This window comes from Shewanella acanthi, from assembly GCF_019457475.1.
GTDB lineage: Bacteria > Pseudomonadota > Gammaproteobacteria > Enterobacterales > Shewanellaceae > Shewanella > Shewanella acanthi.
The window spans coordinates 2,189,936-2,209,752 of record NZ_CP080413.1; the positions used below are offsets into that span (position 1 = coordinate 2,189,936).

Annotated in this window: 22 protein-coding genes; 10 read left to right on the forward strand and 12 right to left on the reverse strand. The window is 45.6% G+C overall.

What is annotated here, in order from left to right; all coding sequences use genetic code 11:
* Window positions 1-94 precede the first annotated feature (94 nt).
* The 6 genes from punR to K0H61_RS09555 all read left to right on the forward strand — a co-directional run bounded on the left by punR (window position 95) and on the right by K0H61_RS09555 (window position 3,464).
* Complete coding sequence (punR, locus tag K0H61_RS09530) at window positions 95-997, forward strand: DNA-binding transcriptional activator PunR (RefSeq protein ID WP_220048905.1); 903 nt, start codon at window positions 95-97, stop codon at window positions 995-997.
* A gap of 374 nt (window positions 998-1,371) precedes the next feature.
* Entirely contained in the window at window positions 1,372-2,031 is a 660-nt protein-coding gene (locus K0H61_RS09535) for a Bax inhibitor-1/YccA family protein (protein ID WP_220048906.1), read from the forward strand.
* A gap of 59 nt (window positions 2,032-2,090) precedes the next feature.
* A complete protein-coding gene (tusD, locus tag K0H61_RS09540) occupies window positions 2,091-2,480 on the forward strand; it encodes a sulfurtransferase complex subunit TusD (protein ID WP_220052615.1) in 390 nt (129 codons plus the stop codon).
* Window positions 2,481-2,494: 14 nt separating this feature from the next.
* Window positions 2,495-2,851, forward strand: a complete 357-nt coding sequence (tusC, locus tag K0H61_RS09545) for a sulfurtransferase complex subunit TusC (protein WP_220048907.1) — start codon at window positions 2,495-2,497, stop codon at window positions 2,849-2,851.
* The gene (gene tusB / locus K0H61_RS09550) at window positions 2,851-3,132 is read left to right on the forward strand and encodes a sulfurtransferase complex subunit TusB (protein WP_220048908.1); all 282 of its coding nucleotides are present in this window, start codon (window positions 2,851-2,853) and stop codon (window positions 3,130-3,132) included. The genes tusC and tusB overlap by 1 nt, the downstream gene beginning before the upstream one ends.
* Window positions 3,126-3,464 carry a TusE/DsrC/DsvC family sulfur relay protein gene (locus tag K0H61_RS09555; RefSeq protein ID WP_220048909.1) on the forward strand — a complete coding sequence of 113 codons (339 nt, stop codon included), beginning with the start codon at window positions 3,126-3,128 and terminating at the stop codon, window positions 3,462-3,464. The genes tusB and K0H61_RS09555 overlap by 7 nt, the downstream gene beginning before the upstream one ends.
* 90 nt (window positions 3,465-3,554) lie before the next feature.
* Here K0H61_RS09555 and K0H61_RS17830 read toward each other — a convergent pair whose 3' ends face one another.
* The 7 genes from K0H61_RS17830 to lrp form a co-directional block, all read right to left on the reverse strand.
* A complete protein-coding gene (locus tag K0H61_RS17830; protein WP_258405933.1) occupies window positions 3,555-3,677 on the reverse strand; it encodes a hypothetical protein in 123 nt (40 codons plus the stop codon).
* Between the two features lie 18 nt (window positions 3,678-3,695).
* Window positions 3,696-4,982, reverse strand: coding sequence for a serine--tRNA ligase (gene serS, locus K0H61_RS09560; protein WP_220048910.1), 1,287 nt, complete (start codon window positions 4,980-4,982; stop codon window positions 3,696-3,698).
* A gap of 18 nt (window positions 4,983-5,000) precedes the next feature.
* Window positions 5,001-5,375, reverse strand: coding sequence for a fluoride efflux transporter CrcB (crcB, locus tag K0H61_RS09565; protein WP_220048911.1), 375 nt, complete (start codon window positions 5,373-5,375; stop codon window positions 5,001-5,003).
* A complete protein-coding gene (locus K0H61_RS09570; protein WP_220048912.1) occupies window positions 5,368-6,699 on the reverse strand; it encodes a replication-associated recombination protein A in 1,332 nt (443 codons plus the stop codon). Before K0H61_RS09570 ends, crcB begins: the two co-directional genes overlap by 8 nt.
* Before the next feature lie 4 nt (window positions 6,700-6,703).
* Entirely contained in the window at window positions 6,704-7,330 is a 627-nt protein-coding gene (lolA, locus tag K0H61_RS09575) for an outer membrane lipoprotein periplasmic chaperone LolA (protein ID WP_220048913.1), read from the reverse strand.
* Between the two features lie 109 nt (window positions 7,331-7,439).
* Window positions 7,440-10,199: a DNA translocase FtsK gene (locus tag K0H61_RS09580; protein ID WP_220048915.1), complete on the reverse strand. Its 2,760-nt coding sequence runs from the start codon at window positions 10,197-10,199 to the stop codon at window positions 7,440-7,442.
* Window positions 10,200-10,520: 321 nt separating this feature from the next.
* Window positions 10,521-11,027: a leucine-responsive transcriptional regulator Lrp gene (gene lrp, locus K0H61_RS09585; RefSeq protein ID WP_220048917.1), complete on the reverse strand. Its 507-nt coding sequence runs from the start codon at window positions 11,025-11,027 to the stop codon at window positions 10,521-10,523.
* 179 nt (window positions 11,028-11,206) lie between these two features.
* Between lrp and ald the strand changes: the two genes are divergently transcribed.
* Both ald and trxB read left to right on the forward strand, forming a co-directional pair.
* Window positions 11,207-12,322: an alanine dehydrogenase gene (ald, locus tag K0H61_RS09590; RefSeq protein ID WP_220048919.1), complete on the forward strand. Its 1,116-nt coding sequence runs from the start codon at window positions 11,207-11,209 to the stop codon at window positions 12,320-12,322.
* Between the two features lie 248 nt (window positions 12,323-12,570).
* Entirely contained in the window at window positions 12,571-13,524 is a 954-nt protein-coding gene (gene trxB, locus K0H61_RS09595; protein WP_220048921.1) for a thioredoxin-disulfide reductase, read from the forward strand.
* 311 nt (window positions 13,525-13,835) lie between these two features.
* On the opposite strand, the gene rplT is transcribed toward trxB, so the two are convergent.
* From rplT to thrS, 4 genes are all read right to left on the reverse strand, one after another.
* The gene (rplT, locus tag K0H61_RS09600) at window positions 13,836-14,192 is read right to left on the reverse strand and encodes a 50S ribosomal protein L20 (RefSeq protein WP_182676207.1); all 357 of its coding nucleotides are present in this window, start codon (window positions 14,190-14,192) and stop codon (window positions 13,836-13,838) included.
* A gap of 16 nt (window positions 14,193-14,208) precedes the next feature.
* On the reverse strand, window positions 14,209-14,403 hold the full coding sequence (gene rpmI, locus K0H61_RS09605; RefSeq protein WP_011072303.1) for a 50S ribosomal protein L35: 195 nt from the start codon (window positions 14,401-14,403) through the stop codon (window positions 14,209-14,211).
* An 86-nt stretch (window positions 14,404-14,489) separates the two neighbouring features.
* Window positions 14,490-15,032, reverse strand: coding sequence for a translation initiation factor IF-3 (gene infC / locus K0H61_RS09610; protein WP_084294816.1), 543 nt, complete (start codon window positions 15,030-15,032; stop codon window positions 14,490-14,492).
* A gap of 3 nt (window positions 15,033-15,035) precedes the next feature.
* A complete protein-coding gene (gene thrS / locus K0H61_RS09615; protein ID WP_220048923.1) occupies window positions 15,036-16,964 on the reverse strand; it encodes a threonine--tRNA ligase in 1,929 nt (642 codons plus the stop codon).
* A gap of 471 nt (window positions 16,965-17,435) precedes the next feature.
* On the opposite strand from thrS, the gene K0H61_RS09620 reads away from it, so the two are divergent.
* Entirely contained in the window at window positions 17,436-17,636 is a 201-nt protein-coding gene (locus K0H61_RS09620) for a CPXCG motif-containing cysteine-rich protein (protein WP_220048924.1), read from the forward strand.
* Window positions 17,637-17,693: 57 nt separating this feature from the next.
* Here K0H61_RS09620 and K0H61_RS09625 read toward each other — a convergent pair whose 3' ends face one another.
* Window positions 17,694-18,314, reverse strand: coding sequence for a riboflavin synthase subunit alpha (locus tag K0H61_RS09625; RefSeq protein ID WP_220048926.1), 621 nt, complete (start codon window positions 18,312-18,314; stop codon window positions 17,694-17,696).
* 34 nt (window positions 18,315-18,348) lie between these two features.
* Between K0H61_RS09625 and K0H61_RS09630 the strand changes: the two genes are divergently transcribed.
* Window positions 18,349-19,725, forward strand: a complete 1,377-nt coding sequence (locus K0H61_RS09630; RefSeq protein ID WP_220048928.1) for an MATE family efflux transporter — start codon at window positions 18,349-18,351, stop codon at window positions 19,723-19,725.
* The last annotated feature ends 92 nt before the right edge of the window (window positions 19,726-19,817 follow it).

Here is a 19,817-nt window from a genome sequence, read left to right on the forward strand (position 1 = left end):
CGTGCCACGCAGTCTAGAGACTTGTTATGGCAATGAGAAACGTTTATTTTTGAACAAAGCCTTCAATATTTTTCAAACCAATGGAGTCAAGGTTATGCTCTCTGAACAAGCATTAGAACTGATTGATATCGTTGCTCGAGTGGGGAGTTTCACTGCGGCGGCGTCACAACTCCACAAGGTGCCCTCTGCTGTGAGTTATGCGGTAAAGCAAATTGAAGAAGAATTGGGGGTGATTTTGTTCGAGCGCCATCACCGTAGTGTGAGCTTAACCACTGCAGGGGAGCATTTCGTCAAACAGAGCAGACAACTCCTCTCCCAAATGGATGAAATGAAGCGCAGTACCCAAAGAATCGCCAATGGCTGGCAACCAACACTTTCTATAGCACTAGATAACATTGTTCGTGCTGATCGTATCAGCGTATTAATTGCGGATTTTTATCGCCATTTTCATGACATCGAGCTCATTATCCGTATTGAAGTGTTCAACGGTGTGTGGGAAGCCCTTGCCACTGGGCGCAGTGATGTTGCCATCGGCGCAACTACTGCGATACCCGTTGGTGGTGTCTATCAATACAAAGACATGGGCGATATTGAATGGGCGTTTCTTGTCAGTAAAAATCATCCCCTCGCCGGTATTGACCGCCCATTGACCGATAGTGAATTACGAGAATTCCCCTCAATTTGCCTTGAGGATACCTCCCGCGAAATCCCTAAACGCATGACGTGGCTGCTTGAGAATCAACGCCGTTTAGTGGTGCCCGATTGGATCAGGGCTATTAATTGTTTCCGCGAAGGCCTTGGCATCGGTTATATGCCGCTGCATTTGGCAAGTCCTTTTATTAAAGCGGGCGCATTAATTGAAAAGCAACTCGAAAATCCAAAGCACACAAGCCCCTGTTGTCTTGCTTGGAATGCTGACAAAATGTCTCCCGCCCTTGCTTGGGTGCTGGAGTATTTAGGAGATACCGACAAGTTGCATCGTGAATGGTTAGCCTAAACCTTTTGGATGGCGCAATTCAGTTTGATTTAATTCACTTTTGCTTAACTTGTCTTGAGAGATACTGAGAACATAGGCTTATCAGCAACCTTAGCCGACATCACTCGATTGGAATGCATCGCTTATTACGGTATAAAACAGATTAAAAAAACTGTCTTTACAATCGGTTATTAACAACATTACTCTGATACTTATTGCAAATTGGATACTATGCAAGTAAGACGTTGTTAAAACGAGTCGGTACCAAAAGCAATAAGCAAGACAGATTGGCATAGGTGGGGAACTCCCATCAGCAATAAAAATCAAACGCTATAGCATGATTGTTTTTAGCGGTAATCGCCTTAGTAGGGATTTCCCACTTAATGGAGAAAGATATGACACAGCAAACCTTGTACTCAACGAGTGCCACCACACTTGAAGTGAACAAACTTCTTAAAAATACATACCTGTTACTGGCCATGACCCTTGCCTTCTCTGCATTGTGTGCAGGTCTTGCAATGGCGATTAATATTGGCCCCTTAATGTCATTGGGCCTATCAATCGGTGGTCTCGTGTTATTATTCGTCACCCTTCGTAAAGCTGACACGGCTGCAGGTATTTTTTGGGTATTTGCCTTTTCAGGAATGGAAGGTGCATCTTTAGGATACATGCTGAATCATTATGCGGGCATGACCAACGGCTCAGAGCTTATCATGCAAGCCCTTGGCCTGACGTCAGTCATTTTTATTGCTCTTTCTGCCTATGCGGTCACCACCAAAAAGGATTTTTCCTTTATGCGTGGCTTCCTGTTCGCGGGCTTAATCGTGGTGATTGCGGCGTCTATCATCAATATCTTCGTGGGTAACAGCGTTGCCTTTATGGCGATTAACGCAGGTCTTGCGCTGCTGATGACAGGCTTTATCCTGTTCGATACTAGCCGAATAGTGAATGGTGGTGAAACCAACTACATCCGTGCAACCATCTCGCTTTATTTGGACTTTTTAAACCTGTTTATGGCGATTTTGCATTTACTGGGCATGGGTAACGATGATTAATCCCTTTTTTGGGAAACTTACGCTAAAATGGCCCTACTTTTAGGGTCATTTTTTTTATGATGAGCAAATTTATTATTCAAGTGAATGGACCAGCCTACGGCACGTCGGCAAGTCACTCAGCCTTGCGATTCACTCAAGCCGCGTTATCGAGTGGCCATGAAATCCACTGCGTATTCTTCTATCAAGACGGGGTCTATAACACCACGGATTTTAATCTTCCCGCATCCGATGAGTTTGATATTGTCGCCGCCTGGAAACAACTTGCCCTTGAGCATCAGGTATCCTTGGTGAACTGTGTCTCGGCTGCGCTGAGACGAGGCATTGTATCGGAGCAGGAATCTAAGGAAAATGGTTTACCCCACTGGAATGTTGGCAGCTCCTTTGTCATGGGCGGCCTCGGTGAACTAGTAACCGGTATTGAAGCGGCTGACCGCCTGATGTGTTTCTAATCTTCGGAAATTTTATGAAAAAAATCTGCGTTATGTTCCGAAGCGCCCCCCACGGAACCAGCAAGGGGCGTGAAGCTTTAGACTTTGCCCTATTAAGTGCCACCTTCGAGCAAGAAGTCAGTCTTATCTTTGTGGATGAAGGCGTACTGCATTTACTCAAAGATCAACAGAGCGAGCTGATTGGCGGCAAGGATTACCTCGCCACACTCAAGGCTTTACCCTTTTACGATATTGATTCTGTGTATGCTTGTAAGCAATCCCTCGCAGATTTCGGTTTAAGCCATAGTCTGCTGTCAATCCCCGTTGAAATCCTCAATGACGAAACCATTTCAGCCCATTTAACATCCGTGGATGAGGTCTTAGTATTCTGATGATTTTACACCATATTCAAACCTCCCCTAGCCGTGATAGCGCACTTAAACTGTGTTTACGCTACGCCTTAAAGGAAGATGCGATTTTACTTTCAGGTGATGGAATCAATGCCCTTTTGCTTCGCCAATGGGCCATGGCGCTCTCACCCTTCAAGGTGATGGTATTAAAAGATGATGTGATTGCCCGCGGTTTAAGCGAGCGACTCAAAAATGTGACAACGATTGATTACAATGACTTTGTCGCTCAATCCCTTTTACACAATAAGGTGATAACGTGGTAAATCCGCTGCTATTTAACGGTGTTGAAATTGAACGTGACCATCAGGGATATTTAAAGAATGTCGCCGACTGGCATCCTGACATGGCGCCTCTGTTAGCCCAAGAGGAACAAATTGAACTGACCAGTGCCCACTGGGAAGTGATCAATTTTGTCCGTGATTTTTACCTTGAGTTTAAGACCAGCCCCGCTATTCGAGTATTGGTTAAAGCCATTGGCCAAAGCATGGGACCAGAGAAAGGTAACTCTAAATACCTATATACCTTATTTCCAGTGGGCCCAGCAAAACAGGCAACTAAAATCGCCGGATTACCAAAGCCTGCCAAATGCATCTAATGATTGCTTACATAAGTTAGCATTCAATAGATAAACAAAAGGCATGTATTTCTACATGCCTTTTTTGTTTGGTACAGTCATTCAAACTGCTTAATTCACGTTTTCTAAAACGATCAATACGGCCTTACCTAAGGTTGCCAACATCACGGCGATGAACACCGCGATGACTGCAGTATAGGAAAGCCAACGAAAATAACGTTGACCTTTATCCATGGCGTCCTTTTAGCTCGATTAACCGATTTGAGTTAACCCGCCCATATAAGGACGTAGTGCTTCTGGAATAGTCACGCTACCGTCAGCGTTTTGATAGTTTTCAAGAATGGCCACTAAGGTACGACCCACGGCTAAACCTGAACCGTTCAGTGTGTGTAGCAGTGCAGGTTTGTTGTCCGATTTAGCACGGTAACGGGCCTGCATACGACGGGCTTGGAAATCCTTCATGTTAGAACATGAAGAAATCTCACGGTATGTGTTTTGAGCAGGTAACCAGACTTCGATATCGTAGGTTTTGCTTGAACCAAAGCCCATGTCACCGGTACACAGGATAACAGTGCGGTATGGCAGACCTAAACGCTGCAGTACGGTTTCTGCGTGTTGAGTTAAGGCTTCAAGGGCTGCCATTGACTCTTCAGGTTTCACCAGTTGCACTAATTCCACTTTGTCGAACTGGTGCTGACGAATAAGGCCGCGGGTATCTTTACCGTAAGAGCCGGCTTCACTACGGAAACACGCAGTTAGCGCAGTGAGTTTAAGTGGTAATTCGTCTTCATCCACAATGCTATCGCGCACTAAGTTTGTTAATGGCACTTCTGCAGTTGGGATTAAGCTTAAGCCTTGGCCTTCTTCGGTCGCAGGTTTAGTGTGAAACAGATCTTCACCAAACTTTGGTAATTGACCTGTACCTAATAAGCTTGCTTCGTTAACCAGTAATGGCACGTAAGCTTCGGTATAACCGTGCTCGTTAGTATGAAGATCTAACATGAATTGGCCTAATGCACGGTTTAAGCGCGCAATTTGACCTTTCATCACGATGAAACGAGAGCCAGTGATCTTAACCGCGTTTTTAAAATCTAAACCTTCGAGACCTTCACCAATGGCAACGTGATCTTTCACTTCAAAATCAAAGCTTCGTGGTGTGCCCCAACGGCGAACTTCGACGTTCTCCTTTTCATCGGCGCCGACTGGCGCAGATTCGTCCGGTAGGTTAGGCATAGACATGGCAATCGCGTTCACTTCTTCAAGTACCGCGGCCAGTTCCACTTTCTTCGCATCTAACTGCGTACCTAAATCCCCAACTTGCGCCATGATAGCGTCAACATCTTCACCACGGGCTTTTGCTTGACCAATGGATTTAGAAATCGCGTTACGGGATGCTTGAAGCTCTTCTGTCGCCACTTGCAGTGACTTACGTTTTTCTTCTAATTGAGTAAGATGAGCGACGTCGAGAATAAAGCCACGGGTAGCTAATCGCTCAGCGGTCACAGCTAATTCGTTGCGCAAAAATTTAGGATCTAACATGTGATATATTCTTAATAGTTAAATGCGAGAAAAAACCAGTTGCTGACCTAGATAAACCATAAATAAACATAGGCTTAGGTTCAGCACCACATTCAAAACGGCCTTCAACCATAATCCCTGCTGCATCAGCAACAAGGTTTCATTCGAAAAGGTTGAAAACGTTGTCAAAGCACCTAAGAGGCCAACACCTATTAACGCTTTGAGTTCTGGGCTGATATGACTCATTTGTCCCAGTGCGTAAATGACGCCCATTAAAAATGAACCGAGGACATTGACCAACAGTGTACCAAAAGGAAAACTGCTGCCAAATACTTGGATCATGAATATTGAAATAAGATAGCGAAAAACCGCGCCAATGGAACCACCAAGGGCCACAAGTAGGAGATTATTCATACCTTTTTGTCCCAGAAGCCTCATCGAATTGGGCTAATTGCGCCAATTTATCCTTGATACGCTTCTCAAATCCACGCTCGGTCGGATAGTAAAAACGTGCATTCTTAAGGGACTCAGGAAAATAATTCTCACCGCTGGCATAGGCATTAGGTTCATCGTGGGCATAACGGTACTCAGCCCCAAAGCCCATTTCGGCCATGAGCTTAGTTGGCGCATTGCGCAGGTGATACGGTACGGCTTCTTGGCCAGTTTCACGGGCAAGTGCCCTCGCCGCCTTAAAGGCCGTGTACACCGCATTACTCTTAGGCGCACTCGCTAAATAGACAATCGCCTGAGCAATGGCACGCTCACCTTCCGCGGGCCCCACGCGGTGGAAACAATCCCAAGCATTAAGCGCCACTGTCATGGCATTGGGGTCGGCATTACCCACATCTTCAGATGCAATGGCAAGTAAGCGTCTTGCCACATAAAGCGGATCGCCGCCGCCCTCGAGAATTCTGCAGTACCAATACAGCGCGCCATCGGGGGATGAACCGCGAATCGATTTATGTACCGCCGAAATGAGATCGTAAAACTGATCGCCATTTTTATCGTAGGCCGCGAGTTGATAGCCTGCGACCTGAACCAGCATCTCCTGGGTGAAACTGCCGCCATCAGCGACCATATCACTCATAAGTTCCAGCAGATTAAGCGCCTTGCGTGCATCGCCCTCACAAAGCTGGGCCAGATTATTGAGCACAGCCTCAGGCATCATTAACTGCCGATTACCTAAGCCACGCTCAGCATCGGTTAATGCCTGCTGGATGATGTGGACAATCTCATCCTGTTCTAGGCGTTTTATAAGATAAACCCTTGCACGAGAGAGCAACGCATTATTGATTTCGAAGGACGGGTTTTCGGTGGTAGCGCCGATAAAAATGACTGTGCCGTCTTCAATAAAAGGTAAAAAAGCATCCTGCTGACTCTTATTAAAACGATGGACTTCATCGACAAAGAGTAAAGTTCGTTGGCCGCGGGATTGGGCAATGGCTTTAGCCTGCTCAATGGCACCACGAATTTCTTTAACGCCGGATGTTACCGCCGAAATACGCTCGACGTGGGCATTGGAATAATGGGCGATAAGTTCGGCAAGTGTGGTTTTGCCCGTGCCAGGAGGCCCCCACAGCATCATAGAGTGGGCACGCCCTGCTTCTAATGCTTTGCGCAGGGGTTGCCCCTCTCCCAATAAGTGGGATTGTCCTATGTATTCGCTAATCGTCCTTGGACGCATACGCGCCGCTAAGGGACGAAAATCGGGTGCAAAATCAAAGGATAGACTTGTCACACCTTTACCTTACGGCAGTTATTTTACGCTGATCGTCGATATCAACATTCGCCGGCGGCACAAACTTAAACAATGCCTTATCAGCTGAGCTAATTGTCTGTTGACCACTTAAATCAAATTGGCTTAAGTTGCCTTTATCATCCAGAACCGTAAATTGGGTGAGTTTTGTATCTTTAAAACACACATTCACCGCACTAATGCCGGCATCCTTTACCTTAGGACTGATTTGAAAACAATCTTGTTTACGATTTACTGAATACTTAGACCAAGTCGCATCGTCTCTGTGCACTAACAACGCAATCGGTGATGCATTAATTGCCTGGGCAAAATCCATGATCATCACTTCTTCAGCGAAGGGATTGTAAATCCACAAATCTTTACCGTCGGCAACAATTTGCGACTCATCTGGCGCCGTTAAGTGCCAATAAAACTGATTAGGTTGAGCAAGCGCAAAAACCCCTTCGCCCGACTGAATCAGCTTATGATTCACATCGGTTACAGTTTGCTTGAAGTTCGCTTTCAGTGAATCGGTTTTAAGCAAGGTATCGCGTAATGATTTAGCATCATCGGCGTACACAGCATTGCTGTAAAATAAAGGCGATAACAGCACAGCGCACAACAGTTTTCTCATATTTATCCTTTGAACTAAACGTCATAAACAAAAGCAGTATCGCTGGTTGAAAATGACGTTTAGCTGAACATACATCAGCAAAAAATTGTTATTACAATGGTTTCTACCATTAATAGTGTTTAGGCGCTGGTGGCGCTAACACTTCACGGTTACCGTTATGGCCCTGAGCAGAAACCACGCCCTGCATTTCCATCTGTTCAATAATGCGCGCGGCACGGTTATAACCGATTTTAAACTTACGTTGCACACTTGAAATAGAACCACGGCGGGTTTCGGTCACAAAGGCAACAGCTTCATCGTACAGTGGATCGTATTCATCATCAGACTCGGCGGTTTCACCCGGCAACAGCACCTGCTCGCCTTCACTGACACCATTTAAGATTTCATCAATGTATTGCGGTTTACCGCGTGCACACCAATCCGCAACCACACGGTGAACTTCATGGTCATCGATAAAAGCGCCGTGCACACGGTTTGGGTTAGCTGTACCCGGTGGCAGATATAACATGTCGCCCATCCCGAGTAGCGCTTCTGCGCCCTGCTGATCCAAGATAGTCCGCGAGTCGATACGCGATGACACTTGGAAGGCCATACGGGTGGGAATATTCGCCTTAATTAAACCAGTGATCACATCAACCGACGGACGTTGTGTGGCAAGAATTAAGTGAATCCCTGCAGCACGCGCCTTTTGGGCGATACGGGCAATGAGCTCTTCAACCTTTTTACCGACAATCATCATCATGTCGGCGAACTCATCTACCACCACAACAATAGAAGGCAGTTTATCAAGTTCAGGAGCCTCTGGCTCAAAGCTATCGGAGGACTTCCACATTGGGTCTAAAATCACTTCACCATTAGCCTTAGCCTCGGCGATTTTCGCGTTATAGCCCTTGATGTTACGAACGCCCATCATAGACATTAATTTGTAGCGACGCTCCATCTCACCAACACACCACCGAAGTGCGTTAGCCGCTTCCTTCATGTCGGTAACAACTTCACATAATAAATGCGGAATGCCTTCGTAAACCGATAATTCAAGCATCTTAGGGTCGATCATGATGAATCGGACATCCTCTGGGCCTGACTTATATAAGAGGCTTGTGATCATCACGTTAACACCAACCGATTTACCCGACCCCGTGGTTCCCGCGACCAGTAAGTGCGGCATCTTACCTAGGTCAACCACCACTGGCTCGCCAGAGATATCCTGCCCCAGCACCATAGTCAGGTTAGACTTGCTCTCGGTAAATGCAGCGCAGTCAAGCACGTCGCGCATAAACACGGTTTCGCGGAATTTATTTGGCAGCTCCAGACCCACATAGGATTTACCTGGAATGACTTCAACCACACGGACACGTTCTGCAAGTAAAGAACGGGCTAGGTCGTTAGCGAGGTTCGAAATCTTAGAGGCTTTAATGCCTGGCGCTAAATCAAGCTCAAAACGGGTGATCACAGGTCCTGGATAAACACCGACCACTGTGGCAGCAATATTAAAATCGGCCAATTTTGCTTCAACCAAACGAGCAACCTGCTCTAACTCCTCTGGACTGATTGGGTTTTTCTTACGATTTGGCACATCAAGTAAACTGATGCTCGGCAATGGATCTTTTGGCACTACAACAGCAGGTTTATCTTGGCCTGGTAGCACCACGATACCATCGACAATTTTTGCCTTAGGCGCTTCCTTAATACGCTGTTTCTGCGTTACCGCGCCCGTTGATGCCTTAGTATCAAAATCGATGACATCGTCATCGTTAAAGCCCTCATCATCGTCTTCATCATGTAAGGCTTGGGGATTAAAGACGGGTTCGTCGTCATCGATATCAAAGCCGTTCGTGGAGAATTCAGACTCATCTTGGAAATCTAGACGCTCATCTGCACCTGCAACCCATGGCGGCGCGTCAAAATGTCCGTGCTCATCTGCGGCAATTGATTTATCAATTTGTGGTTCAACACGTTGTACCACGGTTTCTTTAGCTTTGGACTTCTTGGCACCATTTAGGCTTAAAATCTTCGCAAGGGCTGACAACTTACCGCCAGAACTTGGCTCAGTGATAATGCCCTGTTGGGCATTTTCATCAGTTAAGTCGGTATTAAAATCTATTTCTGGTTCAGTCGTTACCGAAGGCGCAGTTTTAATAAAACGCTTTGGCTGGGGTTCAAATTTTTCGTTGTCGATTAAGTGTTGTGAATCGCGGCGCTGCTTAAACTTATCGACTACAGACATGAAACCACGTGTATCTTCGGTTTCATTTTCACGCTTAAACAACTGAGGTAAACGTTTAAGCTGGTTGTAACACCAGATGGTTGCAGCCCCCACTTTTTCAACCACAGTTAACCAACTGATCCCAGTTAACAGCGTAAAACCCGAACCAAGGAAACATAACAATAACAAGGTGGTGCCTAGCTTATTAAAATAGGGCAGCATGGCTTGGCCAATGACATCACCCGCAACACCGCCCGCCGAAAATTCGTAAATATTATTGGCATTCATGCTCGCCAAGGCTGAAAAACCGAGGATCAACAGCAAGAAACCGATAATGCGTAGCGCAACGGAAAAGTAATCAACCTCGAGGAGATCATGGGCGCGCTTAAACAACAACCAGCCTGTAGAAGCGACAATAAGCGGCATGATGTAGGCTGTAACCCCGAAAAAGTAGAGCAATATGTCGGCTAACCAAGCACCCACGGCGCCGGTCCAGTTATTAATTTCACCCTGAAAATGGGCTTGACTCCATCCAGGGTCCGAGGGGCTAAAACTGGTTAATGCGAGTAATATATAGGTGGCTAAAACACAGCAAATAAACAGTCCACCTTCGAGCAGACGCTGCAGGCCAGAGAGCGTGCGTACACTATTTCCTTGAGACAAACGAGGTAATCCATAAAAAATTGAAACAGGTAGACTAACGATACCAGAATCCCGCTAAATGTGGAGCACCTTAGGCCCTTTTATCCCAAGAATTCTAGGCATTAGCCAAATTTTAACCGCAAAAATAATAAACCTTTCGACTTTGACAGCCTAGGTTCAGCTTTCCATAAGATATTGTACATTTCATGGCATTCAAAACAGTGTCTCTGCCGCCATATAAAGCAGCATAAAAGCTTACAGAAAGGTTAAAGCCCAGATAGGTAAGATGCAGAAAATAAATAAGGGGCCTAGTCGGCCCCTTATTTACAACTGGTAAGGGTATTAGTTATCAGAGAGCAGATGATTAATCGCAACACGACTGGTGTGTTTGACTTCTTCCATCACTACGTAAGTACGAGTGTCAGAAACTGAAGGCAATTTCAGTAATGTTTCACCGAGCAATCGGCGGTAAGCCGACATGTCAGAAACGCGAGTTTTTAATAGGTAATCAAAGTCACCAGACACCAGATGGCATTCTTGAATATCATCCAGCAGTTGAACTGCACGATTGAATTTATCAAAAACTTCTGGGGTATCACGGCTTAATGTGATTTCTACGAAAACCAGTAGGGATGCACCTAAAAAATGCGGGTTAACCAAAGCCGTATAGCCGTTGATATAACCTTGCTTTTCGAGACGTTTCACTCTTTCTAAACACGGAGTTGGACTTAAGCCAACTCTTTTAGATAGTTCTACATTTGAAATGCGGCCATCAATTTGTAATTCATTAAGAATGTTGCGATCGATGCGATCCAAGTCTTTTACAGGACTCTTTTTATTATATGCCATTTTTTTAACCTTGCTTTATCGCTAAAACAATATTTTATTCTACGTAAGTCGAAAGTACAGCAGCATAAACTGCGTGACCAATACTATACTAGAAACCCCTGAATTAATCACGTTCAGGTCACGATAAAATAACAAATATACCCATTAATAGTGGGTTTTTCAGGCAATTGAGGCTCAAAATGATAATTGGTGTACCAAAGGAAATTAAAAACCACGAGTATCGCGTTGGTATGGTTCCTTCAAGCGTGCGTGAATTGACAATTAAAGGTCATGAAGTATTCGTTGAAACAAATGCGGGTACGGGTATTGGGTTTTCAGATCAAGATTATATTGATGCTGGCGCTGAAATTTTAGCAACTGCCGCTGAAGTTTTTGCGAAAGCCGAAATGATTGTAAAGGTAAAAGAGCCTCAAGCAGTAGAACGCGCTATGTTGCGTCACGACCAGATTTTATTCACTTATCTGCATTTAGCGCCGGATTTACCGCAAACTGAAGATTTAATTAAAAGTGGTGCAGTCTGTATTGCATACGAAACAGTGACCGATGACCGTGGCGGTTTACCGTTATTAGCACCTATGTCTGAAGTGGCTGGCCGTATGTCAATTCAAGCCGGTGCAATGGCACTTGAAAAATCTTCAGGTGGTCGTGGCATGCTGTTAGGCGGTGTTCCAGGTGTAGAACCTGCTAAAGTCGTTATTATCGGTGGTGGTATGGTCGGTACCAACGCAGCGCAAATGGCTGTAGGTATGGGCGCTGACGTGGTTGTTCTAGATCGTAGCATCGATGCCCTGCGTCGTTTAAACGTACAATTTGGCTCAGCAGTTAAAGCTATCTACTCGACTGCAGACGCGATTGAGCGTCATGTCGTTGAGGCTGATTTAGTGATCGGTGGCGTGTTAATTCCTGGTGCTGCGGCACCTAAACTGGTTACTCGCGATATGATTTCTCGCATGAAACCAGGCAGCGCGATCGTTGACGTGGCAATTGACCAAGGTGGCTGTGTTGAAACATCGCACGCGACAACTCACCAAGATCCAACCTACATCGTTGATGACGTAGTACATTACTGTGTTGCAAACATGCCTGGTGCTGTTGCGCGTACTTCAACATTTGCACTGAATAACGCCACCCTGCCATACATCCTGAAACTAGCCAACTTAGGTTACAAACAAGCCCTGCTACAGGACAAACACTTACTGAACGGTTTGAACGTGATCCACGGCAAACTGGTTTGTAAAGAAGTTGCCCACGCTTTAAATCTTGAATACACAGAAGCCACTGCTTTATTAGCCTAATTCAAGTAAATACATGCATTAGCTAGTAATGGTTAAGCATTCATCGGCCCCTATCAATGGGGCCGATTTTTTATTCCGCTTTTATAAAATTCACTGAACTTTCCCCTCTCCATCTGCAGAATAATCTTGGCTGTCATCCTGCCGTTCCACTCGATTAGACTAATCTAAAAGAATCACGCTTCAATGCTTTACCCCTAGTGTTAAATTCCCTACAATCCATGCAATTTGCTAAAGGCACGGAGAATAAAATGAGCCAAGTGAGACACAGTAACCTATTGATTTTAGGTTCAGGCCCTGCAGGTTACACTGCAGCAGTATACGCAGCGCGTGCAAACTTAAAACCTATAATGATTACTGGTATGCAGCAAGGTGGTCAATTAACCACGACGACTGAAGTTGAAAACTGGCCAGGCGATGCTGATGACCTAACCGGTCCTGCATTAATGGAACGTATGCAAAAGCATGCCGAAAAATTTGATACTGAAATTCTATTCGACCACATCAATGAAGTGACACTTACTGAACGTCCGTTCCGCTTAAAAGGCGATAACGGCGAGTACACTTGTGATGCACTGATCATCGCAACGGGTGCTTCTGCCCGTTACCTAGGGTTAGAATCTGAAGAAGCGTTTAAGGGCCGCGGCGTATCAGCCTGTGCGACCTGTGATGGTTTCTTCTACCGTAACCAAAAAGTAGCAGTAATTGGTGGTGGTAACACTGCCGTTGAAGAAGCACTTTACTTAAGTAATATCGCCGCGGAAGTGCACTTAGTTCACCGTCGTGATACTTTCCGTTCGGAAAAAATCTTAATCGATCGTCTGATGGATAAAGTCGCTAACGGCAACATCATCCTGCACTTAGACCAAACCATGGACGAAGTGGTTGGTGATGCTATGGGTGTAACTGGTATTAAGCTTAAGAGCACCAAAGATGGTTCAGTATCTGATCTAGCCGTTGCAGGTGTGTTCGTGGCAATTGGTCACAGCCCCAATACCGGCATCTTCGAAGGTCAGTTAGAAATGAACCACGGCTACCTGAAAGTCCAAAGCGGCCTGCAAGGTAACGCTACTCAAACTAGCATCGAAGGCGTGTTCGCTGCTGGCGATGTGATGGACCAACATTACCGTCAAGCCATTACTTCTGCAGGTACCGGTTGTATGGCAGCATTGGATGCTGAGCGTTACTTAGACGCTAAAAAATAACGATATCTAGTTATTTTCTCGGTCATTCGCGCTTAACGAGAACTCCAATCAAATAGCAGGCAAGGTTAACACTCTATCCTGCTATTTTTTTATCTGCACATATCTAACTTTATTTAGCTAGCAAAACCCTAATCACGCTTCAAACTGAATAAGTTAAGTCAAAGTTGTAGTCGTTATGACTCAAGCTGCACATAAAGTTAAATCTCTTATTTAACTGTGTATTCAGCCTAGCTAAAACATACGATATCCCCAAAAACAGCTACAAAAAAAGGGACCAGATGGTCCCTTCTTAAGTGCCACAAACTAATTTCTTAGTTTAAAGCCGCTTTTGCTTTTTCAACTAAAGTTGCGAATACAACTTTGTCGAACACAGCGATGTCAGCCAAAATCTTACGATCGATTTCGATAGACGCCTTTTTCAGACCGTTGATGAAACGGCTGTAAGACAGACCATTTTGACGAGCTGCAGCATTAATACGTGCAATCCACAGTTGACGGAATTGACGTTTTTTCTGACGACGGTCACGGTAAGCATATTGACCAGCTTTAGTTACTGCTTGAACAGCAACGCGGTAAGTACGGCTACGAGCGCCATAATAACCTTTAGCTAATTTTAAAACTTTCTTGTGACGAGCACGTGCGGTTACACCACGCTTAACTCTTGGCATTTTCTAATCTCCTAAATTAAGCGTATGGTAATTGACGCGCGATTGCTGGAACGTCAACTTTAGCAACTAAACACTTGTTACGTAAGTGACGCTTACGCTTAGTGCTCTTTTTGGTCAGAATGTGACGTAAATGGGCTTGCTTACGTTTGAAACCATTGGCGGTTTTCTTAAAACGTTTCGCTACACCTCTGTCGGTTTTCATTTTAGGCATTACTAAAACTCCGCATTGGGATGTTAAATAAAAAGCAAGGCGAGCGAATGCCTAATAGCCTTCGCTACTTTTATAGGTTGCCCTACTTATTTCTTTTTAGGCGCTAGCACCATAATGGCTTGTCGGCCTTCCATTTTCGGGAAGGATTCAACAATTGCGTACTCATCCAAATCTGTTTTGATACGGTTCAGAAGATCCATACCTAAGTTTTGGTGAGCCATTTCGCGACCTCGGAAACGCAGCGTGATTTTCGCTTTGTCCCCGTCTTCCAGAAAACGTATCAGGTTGCGTAGTTTTACCTGATAGTCGTTTTCGTCAGTTCCAGGACGGAATTTAATTTCCTTAACCTGAACCTGTTTTTGCTTCTTCTTTTGTTCCTTTTGAGCCTTAGCTTTATCAAATAGGAACTTACCGTAGTCCATAATGCGACATACAGGAGGTTCAGCGTTTGGGCTAATTTCTACAAGGTCAACACCCGCTTCATCTGCCAAATTCTGAGCGTCTCTGATGCTTACCACACCAATAGCTTCACCATCAATGCCAGTTAAGCGTACTTCCGGTACACCTGTAATTTCTTCATTGATTCTATTAGGGGCCAGCTGACGCCCTGCTGTTTTCTTGATCTTTATGACCTATTCCTCCAACAATTTGAGACTACGGAGCGAAATTTGTTGATGGATCTTAGCGGCGAAATCTTCGATTCGCATCTTACCTAAGTCAACGCCATCACGTGTACGCACCGCAACTTCCTTATTTTCCATTTCCTGATCGCCAACGACCAATAAATAAGGAACACGCCTTAAGGTGTGCTCGCGTATTTTAAAGCCTATTTTCTCATTCCTCAAGTCATAAGAGGCACGAATGCCCTGTTCTTTGAAGAATTTGACGACTTCTTCAACATAATCAGCCTGTTTGTCGGTGATATTCATCACCACAACTTGCATTGGCGCTAACCATGTTGGGAAACGACCCGCGTATTCCTCAATTAGAATACCGATAAAACGCTCTAACGAGCCTAAAATCGCACGGTGGATCATCACCGGCGTTTGACGGCTGTTATCTTCGGCGACATAAGTTGCACCTAAACGGCTCGGCAGCGCGTAGTCTAACTGCACAGTACCACATTGCCATGCACGGTCTAAACAATCGTGCAGGGTGAATTCAATTTTAGGACCGTAGAACGCACCTTCACCCGGTAAAATGGTGAATTCGATGTTGTTGGCACGCAGTGCTTCTTTTAACGCTTCTTCTGCTCTGTCCCACATCGCATCGTCACCGATACGTTTTTCTGGGCGAGTAGATAGTTTTACGACAATGTTCTCGAAACCGAAGGTTGAGTATGTGTCGTAAACCATACGAATACACGCGCTCACTTCCGATTGTACTTGATCATCGGTACAGAAAATGTGTGCGTCGTCTTGAGTAAAGCCACGTACGCGCATTAAACCGTGCAGTGAACCCGATGGCTCGTTACGGTGACAGCAACCAAATTCCGCCATACGCAGTGGCAGATCGCGGTAAGATTTCAAACCTTGGTTGAATATCTGCACGTGACCTGGGCAGTTCATTGGCTTAACCGCGTATTCACGGTTTTCGCTGTTGGTAGTGAACATCGCCTCTGAGTATTTGTCCCAGTGACCCGAACGTTCCCACAGCACGCGGTCCATCATTAATGGACCTTTCACTTCCTGGTAAGTGTATTGGTTTAACTTGCGGCGGATGAAACGTTCTAATTCTAAGTAAACGCTCCAACCATCGTTGTGCCAGAACACCATGCCTGGCGCTTCTTCCTGCATATGGTACAGGTCAAGTTGCTTACCAATCTTACGGTGGTCACGTTTAGCGGCTTCTTCAAGACGCGCTAAATGCGTGCTCAGGGCTTTTTTATCCGCCCAAGCGGTACCGTAGATGCGTTGCAGCATCTTGTTTTCTGAGTTGCCACGCCAGTAAGCGCCGGCAATGCTCATTAATTTGAAATGGTGGCAGAAACGCATGTTAGGCACGTGCGGGCCACGGCACATGTCGGTGTATTCTTCATGGTGATACAGCGCAGGGGTTGAGTCCTTGCTGATGTTCTCATCCAGAATCGCCATCTTGTATTCTTCACCGCGCGCGGCAAAGGTATCACGGGCTTCTTGCCAGCTCACAACGCGTTTCACTACGTCGTAATTGGTTTTTGCCAATTCAAGCATACGTTTTTCGAGGGCTTCGATATCTTCTTGAGTCAGCTTGTGCTCAAGGTCGATGTCGTAATAGAAGCCGTTGTCGATAACAGGACCGATCGCCATCTTGGTTTGTGGCCATAATTGCTTGATTGCATGGCCTAATAAATGCGCGCAAGAGTGGCGAAGAATTTCAATACCTTCTTCGTCTTTAGCGGTAATGATTGACAGCTGTGCATCTGCTTCGATGAGATCGCAGGCGTCTTTTAGTTCGCCATTCACGCGACCAGCGATACAGGCTTTAGCAAGACCTGGACCAATGTCCGCAGCTACATCGAGGGTCGATACAGGATTGGCAAACTCGCGTTTGCTACCATCGGGAAGTGTAATAACAGGCATGAAATATCCTTGTCCAGTGGTGACCCACACGTAGGGCCACATGGTGATTAAGTAATTTTAAAATGCTCGCGAGGTTAAGACAGTACAGGAGTCTTAGCCGCCTTGCGTAGCAGGTCAGCCATTCTACGGGATAGGCTTTAACGGGTGCAAGTAAATTGGGCTGATAAGCGGATTTATGTCTGTAAACATCACATTAATTACGAATACTAACTGAAACAGGAATAGACCTTACCTTTTTCTAGCAGTACGACTTGCGATAAATATCAGGTAACAGGGCATGCGGGTACTTTGACTAGGAGAATAGTTAATGGCTGCTCGCAATTTATTCCATCTAGTCTGGCGTGTTTTGATTCCGACTTTATCTAAGTCCGCAAATTTAATTCTTGTATACTCCTATAAAGGCCTAGTTATCCCGCTAAGCCTGAGCAACAAACAAGATTCTACCGTTCACGCGAGAGAAGGAGTTGCGCCATGAAAATCATGAACAAAGTGATTTCCTGCCCCCACTGCGGGCACCATCAACATATCAGTATCGATGCCAGCAGCGGTGACCAAGAATATTACGACGACTGCCGCGTCTGCTGTAATCCTATTCACCTACGATTACATGTCGATGACGCTAGACGTACCATCGAACTCTATATCGATGCCGATGACGAGCAAGTCTATTAAGTGCTGGTGAGGTTCACTTACATTAGCCTTTTATCAAAGGCTTGTGCCATGTGCCTATTACACTTGGCCAGCGAAGCGTCTTGCTAATACACGCTCAACGGTCTCAACAATCACCTGAGTTTGACTATCGATTTCGATATTAAGCTCATCGCCCACTTGGCATTGACTCAGGTTGGTCAGTTTCAGCGTTTCAGGGATAAGGTGCAACATAAAGCTGTTGTCAGTTACTTCGCCAACAGTCAGGCTACATCCATTTACACCAACAAATCCCTTATAAAACACATAATTCATCCATTTAGGATCAAGGGTAAGTTGTATATCGTAATGCTGCTCTGTGTTACTGATGTTTACGATTTTGGCTTTGGTATGGATATGGCCCGACAAGATATGACCGCCAATCTCACTGCCAAAGGTTAACGAACGCTCGATATTCACCCGTTGTCCAACGACTAAATCCTTGAGATTTGTGAGCCTTAAGGTCTCTTCCACAACATCGAAAAATACCCTATCATCCACGACCTGAGTCACAGTTAGGCAGACTCCGTTATTTGCCACACTTGCGCCAATGGCAAGTCCCTCACGCAAATCAGGATTTAAAGATACCTCAAGGGTATTGAAGCCATCTTTCTTATGTATTGCTACCACTTCGCAGGTGGCTTGAACTATACCAGTAAACATTATTTGCTCGCTCTATCGTTACAAGGCTGTTTTTATGAATCAAGTAGGCTTTCAGGCCAAACGCTTAATGCAACTCGCACTGCCGGTGTTTATCGCCCAACTCACCCAAACCATGATGGGCTTTATCGACACTGTGATGGCAGGTCGCGTGAGTGCGGTCGATATGGCTGCCGTGGCTGTAGGCACTAGCCTATGGTGGCCACCGTTTTTGTTTGTTCAAGGACTACTAATGGCCTTTACACCACTCTTTTCCCACCATAATGGCGCTAACAATCAAAAGGCAATTCAACCACTCGCCTTTCAAGCAGCCTATTTAGCTTTAATTGGGTCGGCTGGCATGATTGCCTTTTTAAGTTCAGCATCGCTGATACTTAACCAAATGGATCTCGAGCCCCAATTGTACAACCTAACCTTAGGTTATATCGACGGTCTTATGTGGGGCGCGCCTGCATTTGTGCTATATCAAGTCCTACGCGGTTGTAGTGAAGGCATTTCATATACTATGCCGACGATGATCATCGGCTTTGTTGGTTTAGCGGTTAACATTCCCGCTAACTATATCTTCATCTACGGTCATTTTGGCGTGCCTGCCCTGGGCGGCGCTGGTTGCGGTGTTGCTACAGCATTAGTGTTTTGGGCCATGTTTATCGCCATGGCGATTTATATGCAGTTCCACAAAAGGTTTGCCGAACTTGCCCCCTTTAAAGCATTCCATTTACCCGATCTTAAGACCATGTTGAAAATGGCTAAGCTTGGCCTTCCTATTGCAATGGCGCTGTTTTTTGAGATCAGCCTATTTGCGATTATCGCCCTGATGCTATCACCATTAGGGGCCACTGTGGTCGCAAGCCACCAAATTGCCCTTAACTTTTCATCGATTGTATTTATGTTGCCACTGTCGATTGGTATTGCCGTCTCGATTCGCATTGGCTATTACCTTGGTCGAGAACGCGCCGACACTGCGGCTATTGTCACTAAGGTGGGCTTAATCCTTGGGCTTTCGATAGCATTTTGCACCGCCATTATTACAGTGCTGTTTAGATACCAAATTGCAGAGGTATATAACGCCAACCCCGAAGTTGTCACCCTTGCAGGTAGCCTGATGTTGATTGCAGCGATTTACCAATTGTCAGATTCTGTGCAAGTGGTCGCCGCAGGTGCACTTAGGGGATATAAAGATACCCGTAGTGCCTTTTATATCACGTTGTTTTCTTACTGGGCGGTGGGCATGACGCTCGGTTATACCTTGGCTTATACGGATATCATAGTCCCAGCAATGGGCGCACACGGATTCTGGACGGGTCTGGTCGCGGGTCTAACCTGCGCGGCACTGCTGTTTTTTATTCGCCTGCGTTACATCCAGAAACACCCTATTCAGTCCCATGATATGACAGGCCAAATCCATCACTAATTTGAACTCAAATGCCAAGGCGAGCAGTAACACGCTCGCCTTGGGGTGTTTTTATACAACAAAACAGCGTAACGAATTACCATAAAATCAAT

What these genes read in the sequence shown, in the direction of transcription:
- punR (WP_220048905.1), top strand. Translation starts at nt 95, where the DNA reads ATGCTCTCTGAACAAGCATTAGAACTGATTGATATCGTTGCTCGAGTG.
- K0H61_RS09535 (WP_220048906.1), top strand. Translation starts at nt 1,372, where the DNA reads ATGACACAGCAAACCTTGTACTCAACGAGTGCCACCACACTTGAAGTG.
- tusD (WP_220052615.1), top strand. Translation starts at nt 2,091, where the DNA reads ATGAGCAAATTTATTATTCAAGTGAATGGACCAGCCTACGGCACGTCG.
- tusC (WP_220048907.1), top strand. Translation starts at nt 2,495, where the DNA reads ATGAAAAAAATCTGCGTTATGTTCCGAAGCGCCCCCCACGGAACCAGC.
- tusB (WP_220048908.1), top strand. Translation starts at nt 2,851, where the DNA reads ATGATTTTACACCATATTCAAACCTCCCCTAGCCGTGATAGCGCACTT.
- K0H61_RS17830 (WP_258405933.1), bottom strand. Translation starts at nt 3,677, where the DNA reads ATGGATAAAGGTCAACGTTATTTTCGTTGGCTTTCCTATACTGCAGTC.
- serS (WP_220048910.1), bottom strand. Translation starts at nt 4,982, where the DNA reads ATGTTAGATCCTAAATTTTTGCGCAACGAATTAGCTGTGACCGCTGAG.
- crcB (WP_220048911.1), bottom strand. Translation starts at nt 5,375, where the DNA reads ATGAATAATCTCCTACTTGTGGCCCTTGGTGGTTCCATTGGCGCGGTT.
- lolA (WP_220048913.1), bottom strand. Translation starts at nt 7,330, where the DNA reads ATGAGAAAACTGTTGTGCGCTGTGCTGTTATCGCCTTTATTTTACAGC.
- lrp (WP_220048917.1), bottom strand. Translation starts at nt 11,027, where the DNA reads ATGGCATATAATAAAAAGAGTCCTGTAAAAGACTTGGATCGCATCGAT.
- ald (WP_220048919.1), top strand. Translation starts at nt 11,207, where the DNA reads ATGATAATTGGTGTACCAAAGGAAATTAAAAACCACGAGTATCGCGTT.
- trxB (WP_220048921.1), top strand. Translation starts at nt 12,571, where the DNA reads ATGAGCCAAGTGAGACACAGTAACCTATTGATTTTAGGTTCAGGCCCT.
- rplT (WP_182676207.1), bottom strand. Translation starts at nt 14,192, where the DNA reads ATGCCAAGAGTTAAGCGTGGTGTAACCGCACGTGCTCGTCACAAGAAA.
- rpmI (WP_011072303.1), bottom strand. Translation starts at nt 14,403, where the DNA reads ATGCCTAAAATGAAAACCGACAGAGGTGTAGCGAAACGTTTTAAGAAA.
- thrS (WP_220048923.1), bottom strand. Translation starts at nt 16,964, where the DNA reads ATGCCTGTTATTACACTTCCCGATGGTAGCAAACGCGAGTTTGCCAAT.
- K0H61_RS09620 (WP_220048924.1), top strand. Translation starts at nt 17,436, where the DNA reads ATGAAAATCATGAACAAAGTGATTTCCTGCCCCCACTGCGGGCACCAT.
- K0H61_RS09625 (WP_220048926.1), bottom strand. Translation starts at nt 18,314, where the DNA reads ATGTTTACTGGTATAGTTCAAGCCACCTGCGAAGTGGTAGCAATACAT.
- K0H61_RS09630 (WP_220048928.1), top strand. Translation starts at nt 18,349, where the DNA reads ATGAATCAAGTAGGCTTTCAGGCCAAACGCTTAATGCAACTCGCACTG.